18 protein-coding genes are annotated in these 19,363 nt (G+C 70.8%); 7 read left to right on the top strand and 11 right to left on the bottom strand.

The window, feature by feature from the left end; all coding sequences use genetic code 11:
* Window positions 1-55 precede the first annotated feature (55 nt).
* The 4 genes from ACR5MH_RS17850 to recQ all read right to left on the bottom strand — a co-directional run bounded on the left by ACR5MH_RS17850 (window position 56) and on the right by recQ (window position 6,951).
* Window positions 56-2,188 (bottom strand): acyl-CoA dehydrogenase family protein, encoded by a 2,133-nt coding sequence (locus ACR5MH_RS17850; protein WP_431348412.1) that lies wholly within the window; start codon window positions 2,186-2,188, stop codon window positions 56-58.
* Window positions 2,189-2,372: 184 nt separating this feature from the next.
* A complete protein-coding gene (locus tag ACR5MH_RS17845; protein ID WP_431348411.1) occupies window positions 2,373-2,825 on the bottom strand; it encodes a DapH/DapD/GlmU-related protein in 453 nt (150 codons plus the stop codon).
* Between the two features lie 166 nt (window positions 2,826-2,991).
* Window positions 2,992-4,803, bottom strand: coding sequence for a glycoside hydrolase family 3 protein (locus ACR5MH_RS17840; protein WP_431348410.1), 1,812 nt, complete (start codon window positions 4,801-4,803; stop codon window positions 2,992-2,994).
* A gap of 120 nt (window positions 4,804-4,923) precedes the next feature.
* Window positions 4,924-6,951: a DNA helicase RecQ gene (gene recQ, locus ACR5MH_RS17835; protein WP_431348409.1), complete on the bottom strand. Its 2,028-nt coding sequence runs from the start codon at window positions 6,949-6,951 to the stop codon at window positions 4,924-4,926.
* Window positions 6,952-7,139: 188 nt separating this feature from the next.
* Here recQ and ACR5MH_RS17830 point away from each other — a divergent pair, with 188 nt between their 5' ends.
* Both ACR5MH_RS17830 and ACR5MH_RS17825 read left to right on the top strand, forming a co-directional pair.
* Window positions 7,140-7,985, top strand: a complete 846-nt coding sequence (locus tag ACR5MH_RS17830) for an EamA family transporter (RefSeq protein ID WP_431348408.1) — start codon at window positions 7,140-7,142, stop codon at window positions 7,983-7,985.
* A gap of 128 nt (window positions 7,986-8,113) precedes the next feature.
* Window positions 8,114-9,673, top strand: coding sequence for an amino acid permease (locus ACR5MH_RS17825; RefSeq protein ID WP_433862003.1), 1,560 nt, complete (start codon window positions 8,114-8,116; stop codon window positions 9,671-9,673).
* A gap of 27 nt (window positions 9,674-9,700) precedes the next feature.
* Here the strand turns inward: ACR5MH_RS17825 and ACR5MH_RS17820 are convergent, their stop codons facing one another.
* Window positions 9,701-10,171 (bottom strand): MarR family winged helix-turn-helix transcriptional regulator, encoded by a 471-nt coding sequence (locus ACR5MH_RS17820; protein ID WP_431348407.1) that lies wholly within the window; start codon window positions 10,169-10,171, stop codon window positions 9,701-9,703.
* Window positions 10,155-11,897: an MFS transporter gene (locus ACR5MH_RS17815; protein WP_431348406.1), complete on the bottom strand. Its 1,743-nt coding sequence runs from the start codon at window positions 11,895-11,897 to the stop codon at window positions 10,155-10,157. The genes ACR5MH_RS17820 and ACR5MH_RS17815 overlap by 17 nt, the downstream gene beginning before the upstream one ends.
* A 268-nt stretch (window positions 11,898-12,165) precedes the next feature.
* On the opposite strand from ACR5MH_RS17815, the gene ACR5MH_RS17810 reads away from it, so the two are divergent.
* Entirely contained in the window at window positions 12,166-12,765 is a 600-nt protein-coding gene (locus ACR5MH_RS17810) for a TMEM175 family protein (protein ID WP_431348405.1), read from the top strand.
* Between the two features lie 9 nt (window positions 12,766-12,774).
* Here ACR5MH_RS17810 and ACR5MH_RS17805 read toward each other — a convergent pair whose 3' ends face one another.
* Window positions 12,775-13,353: a helix-turn-helix domain-containing protein gene (locus ACR5MH_RS17805; RefSeq protein WP_431348404.1), complete on the bottom strand. Its 579-nt coding sequence runs from the start codon at window positions 13,351-13,353 to the stop codon at window positions 12,775-12,777.
* Window positions 13,354-13,502: 149 nt separating this feature from the next.
* Between ACR5MH_RS17805 and speB the strand changes: the two genes are divergently transcribed.
* The 4 genes from speB to ACR5MH_RS17785 are packed head-to-tail and all read left to right on the top strand — an operon-like array spanning window position 13,503 to window position 17,232.
* Entirely contained in the window at window positions 13,503-14,504 is a 1,002-nt protein-coding gene (speB, locus tag ACR5MH_RS17800) for an agmatinase (protein ID WP_431348403.1), read from the top strand.
* Between the two features lie 41 nt (window positions 14,505-14,545).
* On the top strand, window positions 14,546-16,189 hold the full coding sequence (locus tag ACR5MH_RS17795) for a purine-cytosine permease family protein (RefSeq protein ID WP_431348402.1): 1,644 nt from the start codon (window positions 14,546-14,548) through the stop codon (window positions 16,187-16,189).
* Entirely contained in the window at window positions 16,186-16,581 is a 396-nt protein-coding gene (locus tag ACR5MH_RS17790) for a nuclear transport factor 2 family protein (protein WP_431348401.1), read from the top strand. Before ACR5MH_RS17795 ends, ACR5MH_RS17790 begins: the two co-directional genes overlap by 4 nt.
* The gene (locus ACR5MH_RS17785; RefSeq protein WP_431348400.1) at window positions 16,582-17,232 is read left to right on the top strand and encodes a cyclase family protein; all 651 of its coding nucleotides are present in this window, start codon (window positions 16,582-16,584) and stop codon (window positions 17,230-17,232) included.
* 154 nt (window positions 17,233-17,386) lie between these two features.
* Here the strand turns inward: ACR5MH_RS17785 and ACR5MH_RS17780 are convergent, their stop codons facing one another.
* From ACR5MH_RS17780 to ACR5MH_RS17765, 4 genes are all read right to left on the bottom strand, one after another.
* Window positions 17,387-18,052 (bottom strand): phosphatase PAP2 family protein, encoded by a 666-nt coding sequence (locus ACR5MH_RS17780; protein WP_431348399.1) that lies wholly within the window; start codon window positions 18,050-18,052, stop codon window positions 17,387-17,389.
* A 90-nt stretch (window positions 18,053-18,142) separates the two neighbouring features.
* Complete coding sequence (locus ACR5MH_RS17775) at window positions 18,143-18,340, bottom strand: hypothetical protein (protein WP_431348398.1); 198 nt, start codon at window positions 18,338-18,340, stop codon at window positions 18,143-18,145.
* 35 nt (window positions 18,341-18,375) lie between these two features.
* Window positions 18,376-18,633: a hypothetical protein gene (locus ACR5MH_RS17770; protein ID WP_431348397.1), complete on the bottom strand. Its 258-nt coding sequence runs from the start codon at window positions 18,631-18,633 to the stop codon at window positions 18,376-18,378.
* A 91-nt stretch (window positions 18,634-18,724) separates the two neighbouring features.
* Entirely contained in the window at window positions 18,725-19,189 is a 465-nt protein-coding gene (locus tag ACR5MH_RS17765; RefSeq protein WP_431348396.1) for a hypothetical protein, read from the bottom strand.
* Window positions 19,190-19,363: the final 174 nt, after the last annotated feature.

The following is a 19,363-nucleotide window of genomic DNA, read 5'->3' as shown; positions in this document are numbered from 1 at the left end:
ATTCGTGCCGAATGTCGCTGCTCGGCGCGCGCGACATTCGGCACGAATCGCCGGGTCAGCGGTGCTTGGAAGGGGCCTTCTCGGGGGTCGGGAGGGTGCCGTCGGCGCGGCGCGCCGCGTAGTAGGCGCGGGCCTCCGCCTGGCGCTCGGCCTCGGCGCCGCTCGCGATCTTGGCGCGCACCAGCTCCGGGCCGTAGCCGAACGCGTCGACCAGGTCGACCGCGTGCGGGCGGATGCGCGTGAGCAGCCGGTCGATGTACGCCGAGACGGCCTGCGCGCGCTGCGGCGACAGGCGGCCGTGGATCAGGTACCAGGCCAGGTGCTTCTCGATCAGACCGAAGCCGAACAGGTCGCGCAGCCAGGTCAGCACCTGCTTGGTGCCGGCGTCCGGAGCCTGCTCCAGCGCCTCCGTGAAGGCCTCCCACTGCAGCAGCTCGGCGTGGGCGCGGGCGGCCTCGATCAGCTCGTTCTGCTGCGAGTTGAACAGGTCGGCCGCGGCCTTCTTGCCGAGCTTGGAGGCCGGGCGCAGCCGTCCGCCGATCTCGGCGATCATCGTCGCCACGCGGTCGGTGAGCAGCTCGCGCTGCGTCGCGGACTCCTGCAGCCAGTTCACCGAGCGTGCCGTCGAGCCGAAGTCGCGCACGGTCTGTCCGACGCTGCGGAGCCCCGAGCCGTGGTACGCCTTGCCGGCCGCCTGCACCACGACGTACCGGGCCAGCGCGCCGGCATCCGCCTTGGCGAACTTGCGGCTGAAGTCGGTCAGCAGCCGCTTGGCCACGAGCTGCAGGAGGACGTTGTTGTCGCCCTCGAACGTCACCCAGATGTCGAGGTCCTGGCGCAGCGAGGTGATCCGGTTCTCGGTGAGGAACCCCGCGCCGCCGCACGCCTCCCGCGCCTCCTGGAGGGTGTCGAGCGCGTGCCAGGTGCTGAGCGGCTTGAGGGCCGCCGCGATGGTCTCCAGGTCCTGGCGGTCGGCGTCGGTGTCGGCCTTTCCGCTGAACACGTCGTCGAACTTGTGCAGGAACTTCTCGTGCGCGAAGCTCGCCGCGTACGTGGTCGCCAGCAGCGGGAGCAGCCGGCGCTGGTGGCGCTGATAGTCGAGCACGACCTCCTCGTCGGTGTCGCTGCCCGACGTGAACTGGCGGCGCTGGTCGCCGTAGGTGAGCGCGATCTTCAGGCCGATCTTCGACGCGATCACCGCGGAGCCGTCGAGCGAGACGCGGCCCTGGACGAGCGTGCCGAGCATGGTGAAGAACCGCCTGCCCGGGCTCGCGATGGGCGAGCTGTAGGTGCCGTCCTCGGCGACGTCGCCGTAGCGGTTCAGGAGGTCGGTGCGCGGGACGCGGACACCGGTGAAGTGCAGCCTCCCGTTGTCGATGCCGTTCAGGCCGCCCTTCTGGCCGTCGTCCTCGCCGCCGATGCCGGGCAGGAAGTCGCCGTTCGCGTCGCGGATGGGCACGTAGAAGGCGTGCACGCCGTGGTTGACGCCCTTCGTGACGAGCTGCGCGAACACGACCGCCGCGGTGGCGTCGACCGCCGCGTTGCCGAGGTAGTCCTTCCACGCGCCGCGGAACGGGGTGTCGAGGACGAACTCCTGGCTCTCCGGGTCGTAGGCGGCGGTGGTCGCGATGGCGGCGACGTCGGAGCCGTGGCCGGTCTCCGTCATCGCGAACGCGCCGGGCACGTCGAGCGACATGATCGCCGGAAGGTAGGCGGTGTGGTGGCGCTCGGTGCCGAGGTGCAGCACGGCGGCGCCGAAGAGCCCCCATTGCACGCCGGACTTGATCTGGAGAGACGGGTCGGCCGCGACGAGTTCCTCGAACGCGGCGATGTTGCCGCCGTGGTCCTCCATGCCGCCGACCGACTTCGGGAAGGCGCGGTGCACCTGGCCGTTGTCGACCAGCAGTTTGAGCTGCCCGAAGACGCGTTTGCGGTGGTCGGCGACGGAGAGGCCCTCCACCTTCTGCAGATCGGGTCGCGACGAGAGCTCCCGCGAAGCCAGCCGGACCTCGGCCCAGGTGCCCAGGAGCTGGCGGCCCAGCGCCGCGACGTCGACGCGCGGCGCGGCGCCGGCCGGGGCGGTCGCGGCTGCTGCGGCAGCGGCTTCGCTGGCGGCCGCGTCCACGACGGGGGTGCCGGACTTCATTGCGTTGGACTTCTCGGGCGCGCGCTCGGCGGTATCAACCATGAGTTTCCTCTTCGATGTCTCGGGGTCATCGTCACGCTACGACGAGGCGGCGAGCGGAGCGAAACCGTCGGTGCGGAGGCGACAAAAACGGCCCGCGAGGTCCGCGGGCCGTTTGTGGGATGCTCCAAAACGCCGTCCCGAACGTCATCGGGTATGGACAAGAGCGTTGGGTGCCGGTAGCGGCTCAGGCCGCCCGGCGGGTCACCCGGGTCTCGCGCGGCAGAGCCGCGAGGGCAGCGCGCGCGGCGGTCGCCCCACGCAGCTCGATCACGGTGCCTGCCGCGATCTGCTCGTCACGGTCGACGCGGGCGCCGTTGCCGATCATGGCGTTGTCGCCCACCTTCACGTTGCTGCCGATGCGCACACCGCTGCCGATGACGCAGCCCTTGCCGATGTGGACGTTGGCGCCGACGAAGGTGCGGTCGCCGATCGTCGCGCCGGAGTCGATCCAGCTCCCGGCGCCGATGTAGGCGTCCAGTCCCACGCGGGCGTCGGCCTCCACGTAGGCGGTCGGCTCGATGCGGGCCGAGTCCGCCACGCGCGCCGTGGGGGACACCAGCCCCTTGCCGTTCGCGTGCCGCCTGTACTTGATGATTGCGCCGGTCTCGTCCTCGAGCTCTTCGATCCTCCGTGCCATTTCATCCCTCCTTCGAGATCGTCGCGAAATTACGCCAACTGACATAACCGTGGACGGGGACGAAAGATTCCCTGATCGCCCCACGGAAAGGGCACTGTACGCCTGCGATCCGTGGGCGACCAGGGCCGAGGCTCAGAAGATGCTGAGCCTCGGAAACGGCTGAGCGCTAGTAGCTCAACCCGTGGCCGAACCGGTAGAGCGGGTCAGCGGTGTCGAACGGCACATCCGGGCGGTTCTCGACCACCGCCGCCATCGACGACGGCAGGTCCATCGGGAGGCGCCCCTGCGGCGCGGCCTCCCCGAACAGCACGTCGAGCAGGGCCGCTGAGCTCGCACCGAAGTCGACCGCGATGGCGCGGACCTCCCCCGCGAACGGCGTGAGGATCGCCGGGCGGTCGAGGAACACCTCCAGCACGGTCGGGACGGCGCGGGCGATGGCGAGCACGTCGTCGATGGCCTCCTGCGGGAAGTCGAGCGAGCCCGCATGGAAGAAGTTCTCGAACATCGTCGAGCGCTGCTCGTACGGCGCGTGCAGGCGCACCAGCGCCACGTCGGCCTCCTCCGGGGTGGCGACGACGGTCGCGTAGCCGGCCACGGCCTCCGGGTCGAAGCCGCGCACGAACACCTTCGTGCCGCGGGCCAGCGGGAGAAGGCGTTCGCCCAGCCGCGTGGCCTCGTTCTTCAGCAGCGTGACCGACGCGCGCTGCGCCGCCTCCCCCGCCGCCACGAACTCCGCGTTGCCGACGACCTCCGCCGCGCGCGCCGGGTCGACCGTGGGCGCGTCGAACAGCCTGAGCCGGAACTTCTCGCGCAGCAGGCGCCGGGCGGAGGTGTCGAGTCGCTCCTCCGGCAGCTCGCCGCTTCGGACCAGGTCGATCAGGAGTTCGGGGATCGCCTCGCCGCCGAACTGGTCGGCCCCCGCATCCAGAACCTTCGCCATCCGCTCGCGCGTGCTCAGGTGCTCGACGCCCCAGGCGCGGGCGGGGAACGGCTGACCGGCGATCTCGGCGTCCGAGAGCAGCCCCCAGTCGGTGCAGACGATCCCGTCGAAGCCGTAGCGCTCGCGCAGCAGGCCGGTGACGACGGACTTGTTGAAGCCGAAGCCGACCTCCTCGTACTCGGTGCCGACCGGCATCCCGTAGTACGGCATGATCTGGCTGGTGCCGGCCTCGAACGCGGCCTCGAACGGCTTGAGGTGCGTCTCGAACTCGCCGCCCGGGTAGACCTGCTCGCGGCCGTAGGGGAAGTGCGGGTCCTCGCCGTCCTTCTGCGGGCCTCCGCCGGGGAAGTGCTTGGTCATCGTCGCGACGGAGTCCGGGCCGAGCTCGGCGCCCTGGAAGCCGCGGATGTACGCGGCGCCGAGGCGGGAGGTGAGGTCGGCGTCCTCGCCGAAGGTGGCGACCTGGCGCGCCCAGCGCGGCTCGGTCGCGAGGTCGATCTGCGGGTGCAGGGCGACCCGGATGCCGACCGCGGTGTACTCCTGGCGGGCGATGTCGGCGAACCGCTCCACGAGCTCCTCGTCGCCGATCGCCGCGAGGCCGAGCGTCTCCGGCCATTGCGAGAACGGGCCGGCCATGATCGCGGCGCCCGGGTTGTCGCTGAACGAGTGCCGCGGGTCGGTGGAGAGCGTGACCGGGATGCCGAGCCGGGTGCTCGCCGCGACCTCCTGCACGCGGTTGTGCCACTCGGCCATCTCGGCGGCCGAGCCGGCGGCGCCGAACACGTTGAAGTGGGTCATGTGCCGGTCACGGATCATCTCGGCGCTGTCCGCGATCCCGAACAGCGGGTTCGGGCCGGCGACCGTGCCACCGTCGCCGATGGTGATCATGGTCTGGAAGAACAAGCCGGCCTTCTCCTCCAGGGTCATCTGGCCGAGCAGGTTCTCGACGCGCTCGTCGAGCGGGAGGCTCGCGTCGCGGAAGCGGGGGTCGACGGGGAGGTCGGCCGTGGTCGGGTCGGTAGCGGTCGTGTCGGTCATTCGCACTCCTTCGGGCGTCACGGGTGAACGGTTCCGATCATAAACCGACTGGTGCTTGGTTTTTGCCGTGAGTGTGGCGGAAGGGCAGGTGGCGCTGGAGTGCGAGGTGGGGACGCCGGGCTAGCCCTCGGCGGCCACCACCTCCAGCAGGGCCTCCCCGTACGTCTCCTTCTTCTTCGCGCCGATGCCGCTGATGCCGTCGAGGTCGGCGAGGGTGGACGGGCGCGCGGCGGCGACGGCCCGGAGGGTCGCGTCGCCGAAGACGATGTAGGCCGGTACCCCCTGCGTCTTCGCCTCGCTCGCACGCCACGCGCGCAACGCCTCGAAGAGGCCGGCGTCGGCGGGCGCCAGGTCGGCGGCGGCGACGGAGCGGGCGCCGCGGGAGGAGCGCACCGCGCGCTCCGGCTCGCGGCGGAGGACGACCTCCCTGCCTCCGGACAGCACCTCGGCGCTCGTGGGGGTCAGGGTGAGGACGCCGTACTCGCCCTCCGGCTTCAACAGCTCCTGTGCGATGAGCTGGCGGACGACGCCGCGCCACTGGCTCTCGCCGAGCTCCTCCCCGATACCCCAGGTCGACAGCCGGTCGTGGCCGTACTGGTCGACGCGCGGGGTGCGCTTGGCGCGGAGGATGTCGATGAGGTGGCCGGCGCCGAAGCGTTGGTTGCGCTCGCGCTGCAGGCGGACGACCGTCGAGAGGAGCTTCTGGGCCGGGACCGTTCCATCCCACGTCTCGGGCGGGGTGAGGCAGGTGTCGCAGTTGCCGCAGGGCGTGGCGCGCTGGCCGAAGTAGTTGAGCAGGTTCACCCGGCGGCACTGCACGGTCTCGCACAGGGCGAGCATCGCGTCGAGGTGCTGCGTCAGGCGACGGCGGTGCGCGAGGTCGCCCGGGGATTCGTCGATCATGCGGCGCTGCTGCACGACGTCCTGCAGCCCGTAGGCCAGCCAGGTGGTCGACGGGAGGCCGTCGCGGCCGGCGCGGCCGGTCTCCTGGTAGTAGCCCTCGACCGACTTCGGGAGGTCGATGTGGGCGACGAAGCGCACGTCCGGCTTGTCGATGCCCATGCCGAACGCGATGGTCGCCACAACGATCACGCCGTCCTCGCGCAGGAATCGTGACTGGGTCCGCGCCCGGGTCTGCGCGTCGAGGCCTGCATGGTACGGGAGCGCATTCAGCCCGCGGCCGGAGAGGAACTCGGCCGTGCGCTCGACCGAGTTGCGAGACAGCGCGTACACGATGCCGGCCTCCCCCGGGTGCTCGCCGGTGATGAAGTCGAGAAGCTGTTTGCGGACCTCCACCTTCGGCACGATGCGGTACTGGATGTTCGGCCGGTCGAAGTCGGAGACGAAGTGCTCGGCGTCCTGGAGGCGCAGCCGCTCGGTGAGCTCGCGGTGGGTCGCGTCGGTCGCGGTCGCGGTGAGGGCGATGCGCGGGACGTCCGGCCAGCGCTCGGCCAGCTCGGAGAGCGCCAGATAGTCGGGCCGGAAGTCGTGGCCCCACTGGGAGACGCAGTGCGCCTCGTCGATGGCGAAGAGCGCGACACGGCCCCGCTCCAGGAATCGCTTGGTCGCCTCGCTGGACAGCCGCTCCGGAGCGACGTAGAGGATGTCGAGCTCGCCGGCGAGGTAGGCGCGCTCGACCGCGGAACGCTGGCCGGCGTCCTGCGTCGAGTTGAGGAACGCCGCCCGCACGCCCACCGCGGTCAGCGCGTCGACCTGGTCCTGCATGAGGGCGATGAGCGGCGACACGACGACGCCGGTGCCCTCCCGGACCAGCGAGGGGATCTGGTAGCAGAGCGACTTGCCGCCGCCGGTCGGCATGAGCACGACGGCGTCGCCGCCCGCCACGACACGGTCGATGATGGCGACCTGCTGCCCGCGGAACGAGTCGTAGCCGAACACGGTGCGCAGCGCCTCGGCGGCCGAGGCGAAGCGCGCCGGGGTCGCCCGCGGGGTCCGGGACGCGGCCGTGGCCGACGGACCGTCCGAGGGAACCACCGGCGGCGCGTCCGAGAACGGCAGCTCCGCATACGGGTCGTCGCCGAAGTCGGGAAGCGGGGGCTCGACGTCGAAGGGCGGCTCGACGTCGAAGGGCGGCTCGTCGAAGGGCGGCGCCTCCCGGTCGTCGGGCTCCCACGTGTTCCAGCTCATCCCTCGATCGTAACGACCGCCGCCGACCGAGCCGCCCCGGTCGAGAATCTGTGGAGAAGTCACGCAGGCAGAGCCACTGTGGAGGACGAACTGAGCTTCACCGCCGCCCTCCGCTACGATCGGCCCATGCGGACGCACCCCGAAGCACCCGGCACCGCACACCTCCTCACCTCACCGGCCCGGGCCTGATGCCGGCCGCGATCCTCGGCCTGCTCAGCGCGCTCGTCTACGGCTCGGCCGACTTCGTCGGCGGCCTCGCCGCTCGCGCGATCGGCCCGCTGCGCACCACCGCGCTGGGCGCCGTCGGCGGCCTGGTCCTCCTCCTCGCCGCCCTCCCGTTCGTCGGCGGCGTCTGGTCGGCCGCCGCGCTCGGCTGGGGCGCGGCCTCCGGAGCCGTCGGCGCCCTCGCGGTCGCGCTGCTCTACGCCTGCCTCGCGATCGGGCCGATGAGCATCCTCTCGCCGCTCACCGCGCTCGTCTCGGCGGTCGTGCCGATGGTCTGGGGCCTCGCCGGCGGCGACCGGTTCGCCCCGATCGGCTACGTCGCCCTCGGCCTCGCGCTGGTCGCGGTGGTGCTGGTCGGCTTCGTCCCGGAGCGCGGCGCCGTGCGTCCCACCGGCCGCGCGCTCGGGATGGCCGTCGCCGCGGGCGCGCTGATCGGCGTGTTCCTCATCATGCTCAACCAGACGCCGGCCGACTCGGGACTCGTCCCGCTCGTCGCCAACCGCACGGTCAACGCCGCGATCACGTGGACCATCATCGGCGTGCTGGCCGCGCGCGGCGTCTCCCGCCGGCTCAGCAGGCGCGGCCTGCTGCTCGCGCTCGGCTCCGGGCTGCTGGACGCCTCCGCCAACGTGCTCATCCTGCTGGGGCTGCGGGCGGGCGACCTGACCACGATGTCGGTGCTCGTGGCGCTCTACCCCGCCGGCACGATCGTGCTCGCGGCGCTCGTCCTGCGCGAGCGCATCGCCCCCGTGCAGTGGGTCGGCTTGGTCCTCGCCGTCGCCGCCGCCGGCATGCTCGCCGTCGCCTGACCTCCACCGCCGACGGGCACGTGACCGCCCCTACACCCGCCCGGCAGGGGCGTTTACGCGCCCCTCGGCGGTTGCGATCGCGCCGAAAGCACCGGGTACTGTAGGACGCCGGACCACGGGAGGCGCCGATGAGCACACCACACGACCCCGCCGACGAGCTGGAGAATCGCCGCGAGCACCTGGGCGACGTATCCCAGGCGGTGCAGGACTTCTCCAGCGAGCAGGAGGGCTACCACAAGTCGCTGTCGTCGCGGCAGCTCCAGATGATCGCGATCGGCGGCGCCATCGGCACCGGCCTCTTCCTCGGCGCGGGCGGCCGGCTCGAGCAGGGCGGCCCCCTGCTCGTCCTCGTCTACGCGGTGTGCGGGTTCTTCGCGTTCCTGGTGCTGCGCGCACTCGGCGAGCTCGTGCTCCACCGGCCGTCGTCCGGGTCGTTCGTCTCCTACGCGCGCGAGTTCTACGGCGAGAAGATGGCGTACGTCGCCGGCTGGATGTACTTCCTCAACTGGGCGATGACGGCGATCGTGGACTCCACCGCGGTCGCCCTCTACGTGAAGTACTGGCAGCTCTTCACGTCGGTGCCGCAGTGGCTGCTCGCGCTGATCGCGCTGGTGGTCGTCGTCAGCCTCAACCTCATCTCGGTGAAGGTGTTCGGCGAGATGGAGTTCTGGTTCGCGATCATCAAGGTCGGCGCGCTGGTCGCGTTCCTCGTGGTCGGCATCATCGTGCTCGCGGCCGGCTGGCCGACGGACGTGGGCCCGACCGGTCTCGCGATGCTCGCTCAGAACGGCTGGCTGCTCCCCCACGGCGTCGCCACGATCGGCATGGCGATCGTGCTCGTGCAGGGCGTCGTCTTCGCCTACGCGGGCGTGGAGCTGGTCGGCATCGCGGCCGGCGAGACCGAGAACCCGGAGAAGATCATGCCGCGCGCGATCAACAGCGTGGTGTTCCGCATCGCCGTCTTCTACTGCGGCTCGGTGCTGCTCCTCGCGCTGCTCCTCCCGGCGAGCGCCTACAGCGGCAGCGAGAGCCCGTTCGTCACTTTCTTCAGCCACCTCGGCGGCCCGCAGCTCAGCGCGATCGTCGGCTCGGTGATGAACTTCGTCGTGCTCACGGCTGCGCTCTCGAGCCTGAACGCGGGGATGTACTCGACCGGCCGCATCCTGCACTCGATGGCGCAGACCGGCGCGGCTCCGGCCTTCACGGCGCGGATGAACACGCGCGGCGTGCCGTACGGCGGCATCCTGCTCACCGCGGCGATCGGCATCCTCGGTGTCTTCCTCAACCTGATCGTGCCGGCGGAGGCATTCAACATCGTGCTGAATGTGGCGTCCCTCGGCATCGTGACGAGCTGGGCGATGATCATCCTCTGCCAGATGCAGCTGCGGAAGTGGTCGCTGCAGGGCAAGCTCGCGCGCCCGTCGTTCCGGCTGTTCGGGGCGCCGTTCACCGCCTACCTGACGCTCGCCTTCCTGGCGTCGGTGATCGTGCTGATGGCGTTCGACTACCCGACCGGCACGTTCACGGTCGCCTCGCTGGTGATCATCATCCCGCTGCTCATCCTGGGCTGGTACGCGCAGCGCTCGCGCATCCTGGCGATCGCGCAGGCCCGCGAGGGCTACACCGGCGCCCACCCGGTCGTCGCCGTCCGCCGTCCGCCCCGCCAGCGCCGCCCGCCGCGCACCTGACCGAAGGGTCGCCGAGTCGGAGTGCGCTCAGGAAGCCGGGGTGGGGCGCGCGTTGTGGGCGGCCTGTTCCAGCGCAGGCATCGCCGCGCGGATGGCCTCCACATCTTCCGGCTCCAGCTCTGCCAGGATCGCGGCCACCGCCCGCGCCCGGTCGGAGCGGGCTGCGAGCAGCAGCTCGGTTCCGGCGTGCGTGCCGGACACCAGGAACGAACGACCGTCCGCCGGGTCGGGCGTGCGCTCGACGAGCCCACGCGCCTCCAGGTCGGAGACCACGCGTGTGATCGTGGGAGCCGCCACGACCTCGATCGCGGCGATCTCGCTCGGCCGCAGCGGCCCGCTGCGCACGATCGTGGAGAGCGCCGAGAGCTGGCCGTGGCTGAGCCCTCCCGTGGCCGAGCGGATCCGGCGGTTCAGCCGTCCGACGGCAAGGGCCAGGCGGCCGGCGACATCGTCGTCACCGGTCGTCGGCCGTCCGGAATCCTCACGCTCGCCCTGCACCGACTTCCTCGCCTTCCACAAGGGCCGGCCGCGCGGCTGCGACCGCCTCCTCATGAACATACTTGGATCCGCCGAGGAACGAGGCGACGGCGCCGATCAGACTCATCGCCGCCGCGGCGATGAACACCACCACGAGGCCGTCGTGGAACGGTCCGGAGATGAGCTGAGGAAAGAATTCCTTGCCCGTCAGCGTCGCGGCGTCCACGTGCGGGGACTGCAGCAGGCCGGTCGGCCCGAGCAGGCTCGCGATCGGGTTGTAGCCGAGGAATGCGGCGAACAGGCTGCCGACCGGAGGGGTCGCGCCGATCTGCGCGGCGACGTTCTGCGGCACGCCGTGCGAGGTCAGCCCGGTGGTGAGCGCCGTCGGGAGCGCGACCGAGAGGCCCGCGATCATCAGCGAGAAGAAGATGCCGATGGAGAGCGAGCTTCCGGCGTTGAGGGCGACGCCTGCCATCCCGGATGCCGCACCGCGCTCGTTCGGCGGCACGCTGTTCATGATCGCCGTGCGGTTCGGCGACGAGAACAGGCCGGAGCCGATGCCGTTCAGGCCGGTCAGCAGCGCGAACTGCCAGTACTCGAAGTTCACCGGGATGAGCAGGAGGCCGATGAAGGTGACAGCGACGAGCACGAGTCCCACGGTGGCGAACGCCCGCGATCCGAACCGGTCGGAGAGCGCGCCCGAGACCGGGCCGGCGATGAGGAAGCCGATCGTGATCGGCAGCATGTAGATGCCCGCCCACAGCGGCGTGGACTCGTAGCTGTAGCCGTGCAGCGGCAGCCAGATCCCCTGCAGCCAGATGATCAGCATGAACTGGAGGCCGCCTCGGCCGATCGCCGCGAGGAAGCCCGAGAAGATCCCCGACGAGAACGCCCGGATCGTGAACAGCCGCATGTCGAACATCGGCGAGGGCACCCTCAGCTCGATCATTACGAACGCGATCAGCAGCAGGATGCCGCCGACGATCGAGCCGAGGACCCACGGGTTGCCCCAGCCCTGCGACGAGCCGCCGTAGGGCTGGATGCCGTAGGTGATGCCGGTCAGGAGCGCGATGAGGCCGATCGCGAAGGTGACGTTGCCGAGCCAGTCGATCTTGCCGGGGTTCTTCTGGCCGACCTCGTGCAGCGACTTGAACGACCAGATGGTGCCGATGACGCCGAACGGCACCGAGACGAAGAAGACGGCGCGCCAGTCGATCTCGGCGAGCACGCCGCCGAGGATGAGGCCGATGAAGGAGCCGGCGATGGCGGCGACCTGGTTGAGGCCGAGCGCGAAGCCGCGCTTGTTGGCCGGGAACGCGTCGGTGAGGATCGCGGTCGAGTTCGCGAACAGCATGGCGCCGCCGATGCCCTGGACGAACCGCCAGGCGATCAGCCACATGGCGCCGGGGCCGCCGCTGAACGGGTCGAGGCAGAGCGCGATCGCGGCGACCGTGAAGATCACGAAGCCGAGGTTGTAGATGCGGACGCGCCCGTACTGGTCGCCCATCCGGCCGAACATGACGACGAGAACGGCGGTGACGAGCATGTAGCCCATCAGCATCCAGAGCAGGTACGAGACGTTGCCCGGCTGCAGCGGGTTCAGCTTGACGCCGGTGAAGATGGCGGGCAGCGAGATGATGACGATCGAGGAGTTGATCGTCGCCATGAGCATGCCGAGGGTGGTGTTGGAGAGCGCCACCCAGCGGTAGTGCGGGTGATCTTTGGTGAAGATGCCGGTGCGGGCCAAAAGAGTCCTTCGTGCGTTTCGTATGGGGTGTCGTGGGTCGCCGGCCCAGGCGGAGGTGCGCGCCCGAGCGGGAAGCGCGTCGGCGCGCTGATGATTTATATGCGTTAACTATATATCCGGTGGAGTGCTCCCGGAAGCGGGGGCGGCCGGCTCGGCGAGCCGGTCACGCCAGGGACGGTTGACAGGCGACAGGGCGCCGAACTTAGATGAGCCGCACGAAGAGTCACCGGACGTTTTCGTGAGCGCGTCGCCGCACCGAGGAGGAACCGTGTCGAAGGCGAGACTCGAGGCGTTCAGCGACGGGGTGCTCGCCGTCGCCATCACCCTCCTCGTCCTCGACCTCCACCTCGCGCCGGGTAACGGCACCGGCCTCCTGGCCCAGCTGGCGGCGGCGTGGCCGTCGTTCGCCGCGTACGTCGTCAGCTTCCTCGTCATCGGGGTGCTCTGGGTCAATCACCACTCCGTCCTGCGGCTCGTGGTCACCGTCGACCGGCTGCTGCTGTTCTGGAATCTCATCCTGCTGATGTTCGTCACCGCCATCCCCTTCACCACCGCCACGCTGTCAGCGGCGCTCGCGGACGGCAGCGCTGCGGACGTGCGTGTGGCGGCGGTCCTGTACGGGGGAGCGTCGACCGGGTTCGCGGTCGCGTTCACGCTCCTCTTCGGGAGGGTCACCCTGCTCGAGGTGCGCCAGGGGAGGCTCGATCCTCGGGAACGCAGGGTCGACCTTCGCCGCTTCGGTGCAGGCACGGTGTTCTACCCACTGCTGACCGTCATCGGCGTCGTCTACGCCCCGGCGATGCTGCTCGGCTTCACCGCGCTGAGCGTCTACTACCTGTTCAACCAGACCGGGGCGGCGGAGGCCTGAGGCCTGCCGTCAAGCGCTCCACAATGCCGGCACCAGCACCCAGATCACCTCGGCGCCGTCGTCGGTGAGCACGCGCCAGCTGTGCGGCTCGTGACCGCTGAAGGTCAGGCTGTCGCCGGGGCCGAGCCGCCACTCCCGGTCGGAGAAGCGGACCTCGATCTCGCCGCGGAGGACGTGCAGCACGTCGACGTCTGCGGCCACTGCGTAGAGCTCGTCGCCACCGTGGCCGCCGGACTGGATGACGGAGCGGATGACCTGGACGCGCGACTCCGAGCGCGGCGAGAGCAGCCGCTCCTCCGTGTCCACGCCGCCGAGGTTGACCTTGGCGCCGGTGCCCGCGGGGACGAGCTGCACGTCGGGCTCCTCGAACAGCGAGCCGACCGGGATGGAGAGGACGTCGCACAGGCTGATCAGCGACGAGACGCTCGGGGAGGTCATGTCGCGCTCCACCCGGGAGAGGAACCCCTTGGTCAGGCCGGTGATCTGGGCGACCTCGTCGATCGTGAGCTGCTGCGCCCGGCGTGCCGCCCGCAACCGGGGCCCGATGGCCACGCGGCGGTCGGCGGGTTCGAGGGGCATCGTGCGCATGGGACAACGGTAACCGGTCGGCAGGCCGGACCCGCAGAGTCGCACGAGCGCGTTGACGGCGGGGGCCTCTCGTTGTAGCCTCTCATGCAACAAAGGTTCCGTAACGGAAAACCCGCGCCACCGCACCACATCGCACCAAGGAGGTTGCTTTGCCGCAGAACGTCGGCCCCATCGACTCGTCGCGCACACCCCGCTACGCCGGCCGCGACGGCTTCGCCCGGCTGCCGCGGCTCGACCAGGTGAGCCGCGCCGACATCGTCGTCGCGGGCGTCCCGTTCGACAGCGGCGTCTCCTACCGGCCCGGCGCCCGCTTCGGGCCGAACCACATCCGGGAGGCCTCCCGCCTGCTGCGCCCCTACAACCCGGCGCTCGACGTGTCGCCGTTCGAGCTGACCCAGGTGGCCGACGCGGGCGACATCGCGGTCAACCCGTTCGACATCGCGGAGGCGATCGAGACCGTCCAGTCCGCGGCCTACGACCTCACCGCCGACGGGACACGCCTGGTCACCCTCGGCGGCGACCACACCATCTCGCTCCCGCTGCTGCGCGCCGCGGCCGAGCGCCACGGACCGGTCGCCCTCCTGCACTTCGACGCGCACCTCGACACCTGGGACACCTACTTCGGCGCCGAGTTCACCCACGGCACCCCGTTCCGCCGCGCGTTCGAGGAAGGCATCCTGGACACCGAGGCGCTCAGCCACGTCGGCACGCGCGGCCCGCTCTACGGCAAGAAGGACCTGGACGACGACCACCGCTTCGGCTTCGGCATCGTCACGAGCGCCGACGTCTACCGGCAGGGTGTGGACGAGGTCGTCGCGAAGCTCCGCGACCGGATCGGCGACCGCCCGCTCTACATCTCCATCGACGTGGACGTCCTGGACCCCGCGCACGCGCCGGGCACCGGCACCCCGGAGGCCGGCGGCGTCACCAGCCGCGAGCTGCTGGAAATCATCCGCGGCTTCGTGGGCCTGAACCTCATCGGCGCGGACGTCGTGGAAGTCGCCCCCGCCTACGACCACGCCGAGCTCACCGGCGTCGCAGCCTCCCACCTCGCCTACGATCTCGTGTCGCTGCTCGCGCTGCGGCACCAGGATCTGCAGCAGGCGGACTCCGCCGAACGGCCGGCCGACGCCTCCACCCTCTCCCGCTGACAGCACCCCACCCAAAACAACGCGCCACGAAGGGAACCCGCATGTCCGACGACGTCGTCACCGCTGCACTCAACCCCCGCCCGAAGATCACGGAAGTGGAGGCCCACGGGATCGACACCATCCCGGACGCCGACCGCACCTCCAACTGGCTCGACCTGGCCCGCATCCAGTTCGGCGGCGTGAACACGTTCGCCACCATCCTGCTGGGCACGTTCCCCATCGCGCTCGGGCTGTCGTTCTGGCAGGCCGTGGCCGCGACGGTGCTCGGTGTCGCCGTCGGCATCGCGTTCCTCGCGCCGATGGCGCTGTTCGGGCCGAAGACCGGGACGAACAACGCGGTGTCGTCCGGCGCCCTGTTCGGCGTGCGCGGCCGGATCGTCGGCTCGTTCCTGTCGCTCCTGACCGCGATCGCGTTCTACTCGATCTCGGTATGGGTGTCCGGCGACGCGATCGTCGGCGCACTGACCCGGCTCGCGGGCGTGCCCGACTCGGTCGGCCTGCGGCTCGGGATCTACGCGATCATCGGCCTGATCGTGATCGTGGTGGTGATCTACGGCTACCAGTTCATGCTGCTGGTCAACAAGGTCGCGGTCTTCGCGAACACGGCGCTGATCCTGCTGGCGATCGTGGCGTACTCCGGGGTGTTCGATGCCGGCTACGACCCCGGACCCAAGGCGCTGGCCATCGGCGGCGCGTTCTGGCCGACCTTCATCGCCGCCGCGCTCATCGTCATGGCCAACCCGATCTCGTTCGGCGCGTTCCTCGGCGACTGGTCGCGCTACATCCCGCGGGCGACCGCGCCGCGCAAACTGATCGGCGCGACCGTCCTGGGCCAGGGTCTGGGGCTCATCCCGCTGCTGTTCGGTGTCGCCACCGCCACGCTCGTGTTCGGCAAGTCGGACTACGTCGTCTCGCTCATCCACGTCTCGCCGCTCTGGTACGCGCTGCTGCTGCTCGTGGTGGCGTTCATCGGCGGCCTGTCGACCGGCACGACCTCCCTCTACGGCACCGGCCTGGACTTCTCGTCGGTCGTCCCGCGGTTCAGCCGGGTGCAGGCCACGATCTTCATCGGGACCATCGCGTTCCTCTTCATCCTGGTCGGCCGGCTGGTGTTCGACCTGCTCGGGACCGTGAACGCCTTCGTCGGCGCGATCGTCGTCACGACCACCCCGTGGATGGTCATCATGACCATCGGCTACGTCGTGCGGCGCGGGTTCTACGACCCGTCCGACCTCCAGGTGTTCAACCGCGGCGAGACGGGAGGCCGCTACTGGTTCGCGGCGGGCGTGAACTGGCGGGGGATGACCGCCTGGATCGTGGCAGCCGTCGTCGGCTTGCTGTTCGCCGACTACCCGCCGATCATCGTCGGGCCGTTCAGCGGCCTCGCCGGGGGCATCGACCTGAGCCTGCTGTCGAGTGTGGTCGTCGCCGGTGTCCTCTACGGGGCGCTGCTCGCGATCTTCCCGGAGCCGCGCTACGTGTTCGGTCCGGACGGCCCCCGCGGCGTGCGCTCGGCGGACGGAGTCGTGCCGCCCATCCACCTGGACGAGCGGTCGGCGGCGGCCCGCGCGCACGCGCGCCGGGCGAAGGCCCAGCGCCTGGAGCCCCGCGGGGTCGACGCGCGCACGGTCGAAGCGCGCACGGTCGAAGCGCGCACAGTCGAAGCGCCGGAGGCCGGAGCGTGAGCGAGCGGGAGCGGGAGGTCCTCGCCGCGGTCGACCGGATCGTGGACGACTTCGGCAACCACCGCCGCGACGCCTACTTCTCGGGCTTCGCCGACGACGCCACCTTCGTGATGCACACGCACCCCGTCCGGCTGGAGTCGCGCGCCGAGTACGAGGCGGCCTGGGGCACCTGGGAGCGCGACGGCTTCCAGGTGCTCGGCTGCCGCTCGACCGGCCGCCGCGTGCAGTTCGCCGGCGACGACGTCGCGATCTTCACGCACGACGTGGAGACCGAACTCGCCGACGGCGACAGCCGCACGACCGTGCGGGAGCGCGAGACCATCGTCATGCAGCGCCGCGACGGCTCCTGGACGTGCATCCACGAGCACCTGTCGCCGCGGGAGGAGGGCTAGATGCGGGTGATCGACCTGAGCCACCCTATTCACAGCGGGATGACCGTGTTCCCGGGCGACCCGTCGGTTCGTGTGGAACCGGCGGTGACGATCGCCGAGGCCGGGGTGAGCGTGCTGCGCCTGGAGCTCGGCAGCCACACCGGCACCCACGTGGACGCACCGTCCCACACGGTCGAAGGCGGCGCGACGATCGACGCCGTCGACCTCGGCCGGCTGGTCGGGCCGGCACGGGTGATCGACGTGAGCGGCCTGCCGCCGCGGACGCGCATCCGGCCGGAGGACGTACGCGACGCGCTCCGCGCGATCGAGCCGGGGACGATCGTGCTCGTCCGGACGGGATGGTCGACGCAGTTCGACGAGCCCGGCTACCTCGACCACCCGTACCTGGACGTCGGGATCGCCACCGCGCTGCTCGACGCCGGCGTGACCGTGGTCGGAGTCGACGCGCTCAACCCGGACGAGACCGTGGCCGACGACCCGGAGCCGAGCCTGCCGTTCCACGACGTGTTCCTCGGCGCAGGCGGGCTCATCATCGAGAACCTGACCGGCCTCGATCGCGTCACGGCGGCGTCGCCCCGATTCGTCGGGCTGCCGCTGCCGATCGCGGGAGGCGACGGGGCGCCGCTGCGAGCGGTGGTCATCGAGGACTGAGCGACGATTCGTGCCGAATGTCGCGTTTCGCGCGCGCATTCGCAACATTCGTCACGAAAGTGCGTTCCGCGATTCGTGCCGAATGTCGCGTTTGGCGCGCGCATTCGCGACATTCGTCACGAAGGCGCGCGGACGCTACGCGACGCGGCGGCCGCTAGGCGACGCGGCGGCCGCTGCCGGCGAAGACCCGCCCCGCGACCAGGTTCCAGAGCCCGGCGAACAGCAGGACTCCTGCGATGCCGTTGAGCACACCGCCAACCACGTCGGTCCCGTAGTGGACGCCGACGTAGAGGCGCGACCACATCACGACGGCCACGAAGATCGCGCCGACCACGATGACGATCGTGCGGGCGAGCGCGCCACGGCACACCATCGCCAGCGCGGTCACCAGCGCCGTCGCGAACACGACGTGGCCGCTCGGGTAGCTGAGGGTCGCCGGGTTCACGTGCAGCAGGTGGGTCAGCCCGGCGGTGGTCGGGCGGGGCTGGGCGACGACGGCCTTCACGATCAGCGTGGTGAGCCAGCCGAGGCCGGTGACGATGACCGCGCCGAGCGCGAGCCTCCAGCCCTTCACGAACAGCAGGATCACGAAGGTGATCACAAGGATGACCGCGACGATCGTCGGCCTGTCGAGCTGGTCGAGCAGCAGGGCGACCTTGTCGAGCAGCGGCGAGTTCACCTTGTTGACGGCCGCGTCGAGCGCGTCGAAGCGGAGGGCCACGACCCACTTGGCGGCGAAGCCGAGTGCGAAGGTCAGGACGAACAGGACGACAGTCCAGACGATCCAGTGTCGGGGGATGCGGAGCTGGGCGGGCTTCACGAGACGGGTCTCCTTTCGGGCGGACGTCTCAGTCAAGCACTGTTCGGCTCAGCAAGCTCTAAGAGAGCGCGGAGAAACGTAGCGCGTCTCTCAGGCGGCGACGTTTCGGGCGACGTTCGCGGGGCGGGTGTTGACGACCTCCACGTGAGCGTCGATGAACGTGTGGACGCTCTCGCTGATGTGGTACTGCGTGTGCGACAGTCGTTCGTCGTGCGAGCGCACCAGGGCGCGCGCGGCCGCGCGGCGGGACCGGACCCCGGCCAGCGCGACCACTGCGCAGATCAGCACGGCAACCGCGAGCGCGACCGCCGCCGCGTCCGCGATCAGCAGCCAGCCCGGGGGAGGTGCGCCGCCGTCGCGAAGCCCGTGGCCACGGCGACCACCGCCAACAGGGAGCCCGAGACCAGGACGGTGCGGCGGGCGAGCGCCCACGGGCTCGAGGCGAGCAGCGCGGAGGCCGCGACGATCTCGCGCTCCTGCTGCCGGCGCCGTTCCTTGGCCCAGTGCAGGTCCCGTTCGTGGCGGCGGGCGAGCCGCTGCGCATCGTCGTGGGCGCGGTCGTAGGAGGTGTGGTGGTTCACAGACGTGTCCTTCGGGTAGACGTGACTGTCTCGGGTGAGGTGGTGCTGTGGTGCGAGGTGTTGCGGCGCGGCGCGAGCTGCCGCGCGCGGGTCAGTGCGACGGCGTGGTGACGACCGCCGGGGAGCCGCCCGGGAACGACGAGACCGAGCCGAGCGTCGGCGCCGGGCCGAACGCAGGGGCGGAGACGACGGGCGCCGGCGCGGGCGCCGGCGGCGGGGTCAGCGCGACGACCGGGGCGAGCGCGGGAGAGGACGGGAGCGCCGGGGCGGCGGGAGCAGCGGCCTCCGTGGAGTCCGCGGAGCGTCGTCCGCTCGGGGCGGGCAGCGAGTCGGGTGCGCGCAGGCCGATGTCGGAGAGCGTGCCTTCGGTCCAGCCGGCGCGCTGCGCGGCCTGCCAGGAGGAGACGTAGTCGGCGATGGCGCCGTCGAGGTCGTTGAGTCGCTTGGCGAGTTCGCGCACCGCGTCGAGGCGGGCGGTGATCTCGGATTCGAGGAGCACGTGCGCGCGCTCCGCGGCCTTGTCGGGGTCGACGGTGGTGCCGTTCGAGGGGTTCACAATGACGTCCTTCCGCTTGGTTCGGGTCGGGGCAAAAGGCTGGGAACTTCGACGCTTCGGTGCGTCAGGGCGAGCATAGCCAGAAAGAACGTTCTGTGGGTCATTTGGAGGACACGAATTCGTCCCCCAATCCGGGCGACACGACGACGGCGTGTCGCGGAAGCCGTGCCCGGC

This window comes from Streptomyces sp. L7 (assembly GCF_050990935.1).
GTDB lineage: Bacteria > Actinomycetota > Actinomycetes > Actinomycetales > Microbacteriaceae > Leifsonia.
The sequence above is the reverse complement of the archived record's forward strand: the minus strand, read 5'-3'. Positions and strand labels throughout refer to the sequence as shown.

Coding starts and splice junctions, on each gene's coding strand:
- ACR5MH_RS17795 (WP_431348402.1), top strand. CDS start 14,546: ATGTCCGACGACGTCGTCACCGCTGCACTCAACCCCCGCCCGAAGATC.
- recQ (WP_431348409.1), bottom strand. CDS start 6,951: ATGAGCTGGAACACGTGGGAGCCCGACGACCGGGAGGCGCCGCCCTTC.
- ACR5MH_RS17850 (WP_431348412.1), bottom strand. CDS start 2,188: ATGGTTGATACCGCCGAGCGCGCGCCCGAGAAGTCCAACGCAATGAAG.
- ACR5MH_RS17840 (WP_431348410.1), bottom strand. CDS start 4,803: ATGACCGACACGACCGCTACCGACCCGACCACGGCCGACCTCCCCGTC.
- ACR5MH_RS17845 (WP_431348411.1), bottom strand. CDS start 2,825: ATGGCACGGAGGATCGAAGAGCTCGAGGACGAGACCGGCGCAATCATC.
- ACR5MH_RS17785 (WP_431348400.1), top strand. CDS start 16,582: ATGCGGGTGATCGACCTGAGCCACCCTATTCACAGCGGGATGACCGTG.
- ACR5MH_RS17805 (WP_431348404.1), bottom strand. CDS start 13,353: ATGCGCACGATGCCCCTCGAACCCGCCGACCGCCGCGTGGCCATCGGG.
- ACR5MH_RS17830 (WP_431348408.1), top strand. CDS start 7,140: ATGCCGGCCGCGATCCTCGGCCTGCTCAGCGCGCTCGTCTACGGCTCG.
- ACR5MH_RS17825 (WP_433862003.1), top strand. CDS start 8,114: ATGAGCACACCACACGACCCCGCCGACGAGCTGGAGAATCGCCGCGAG.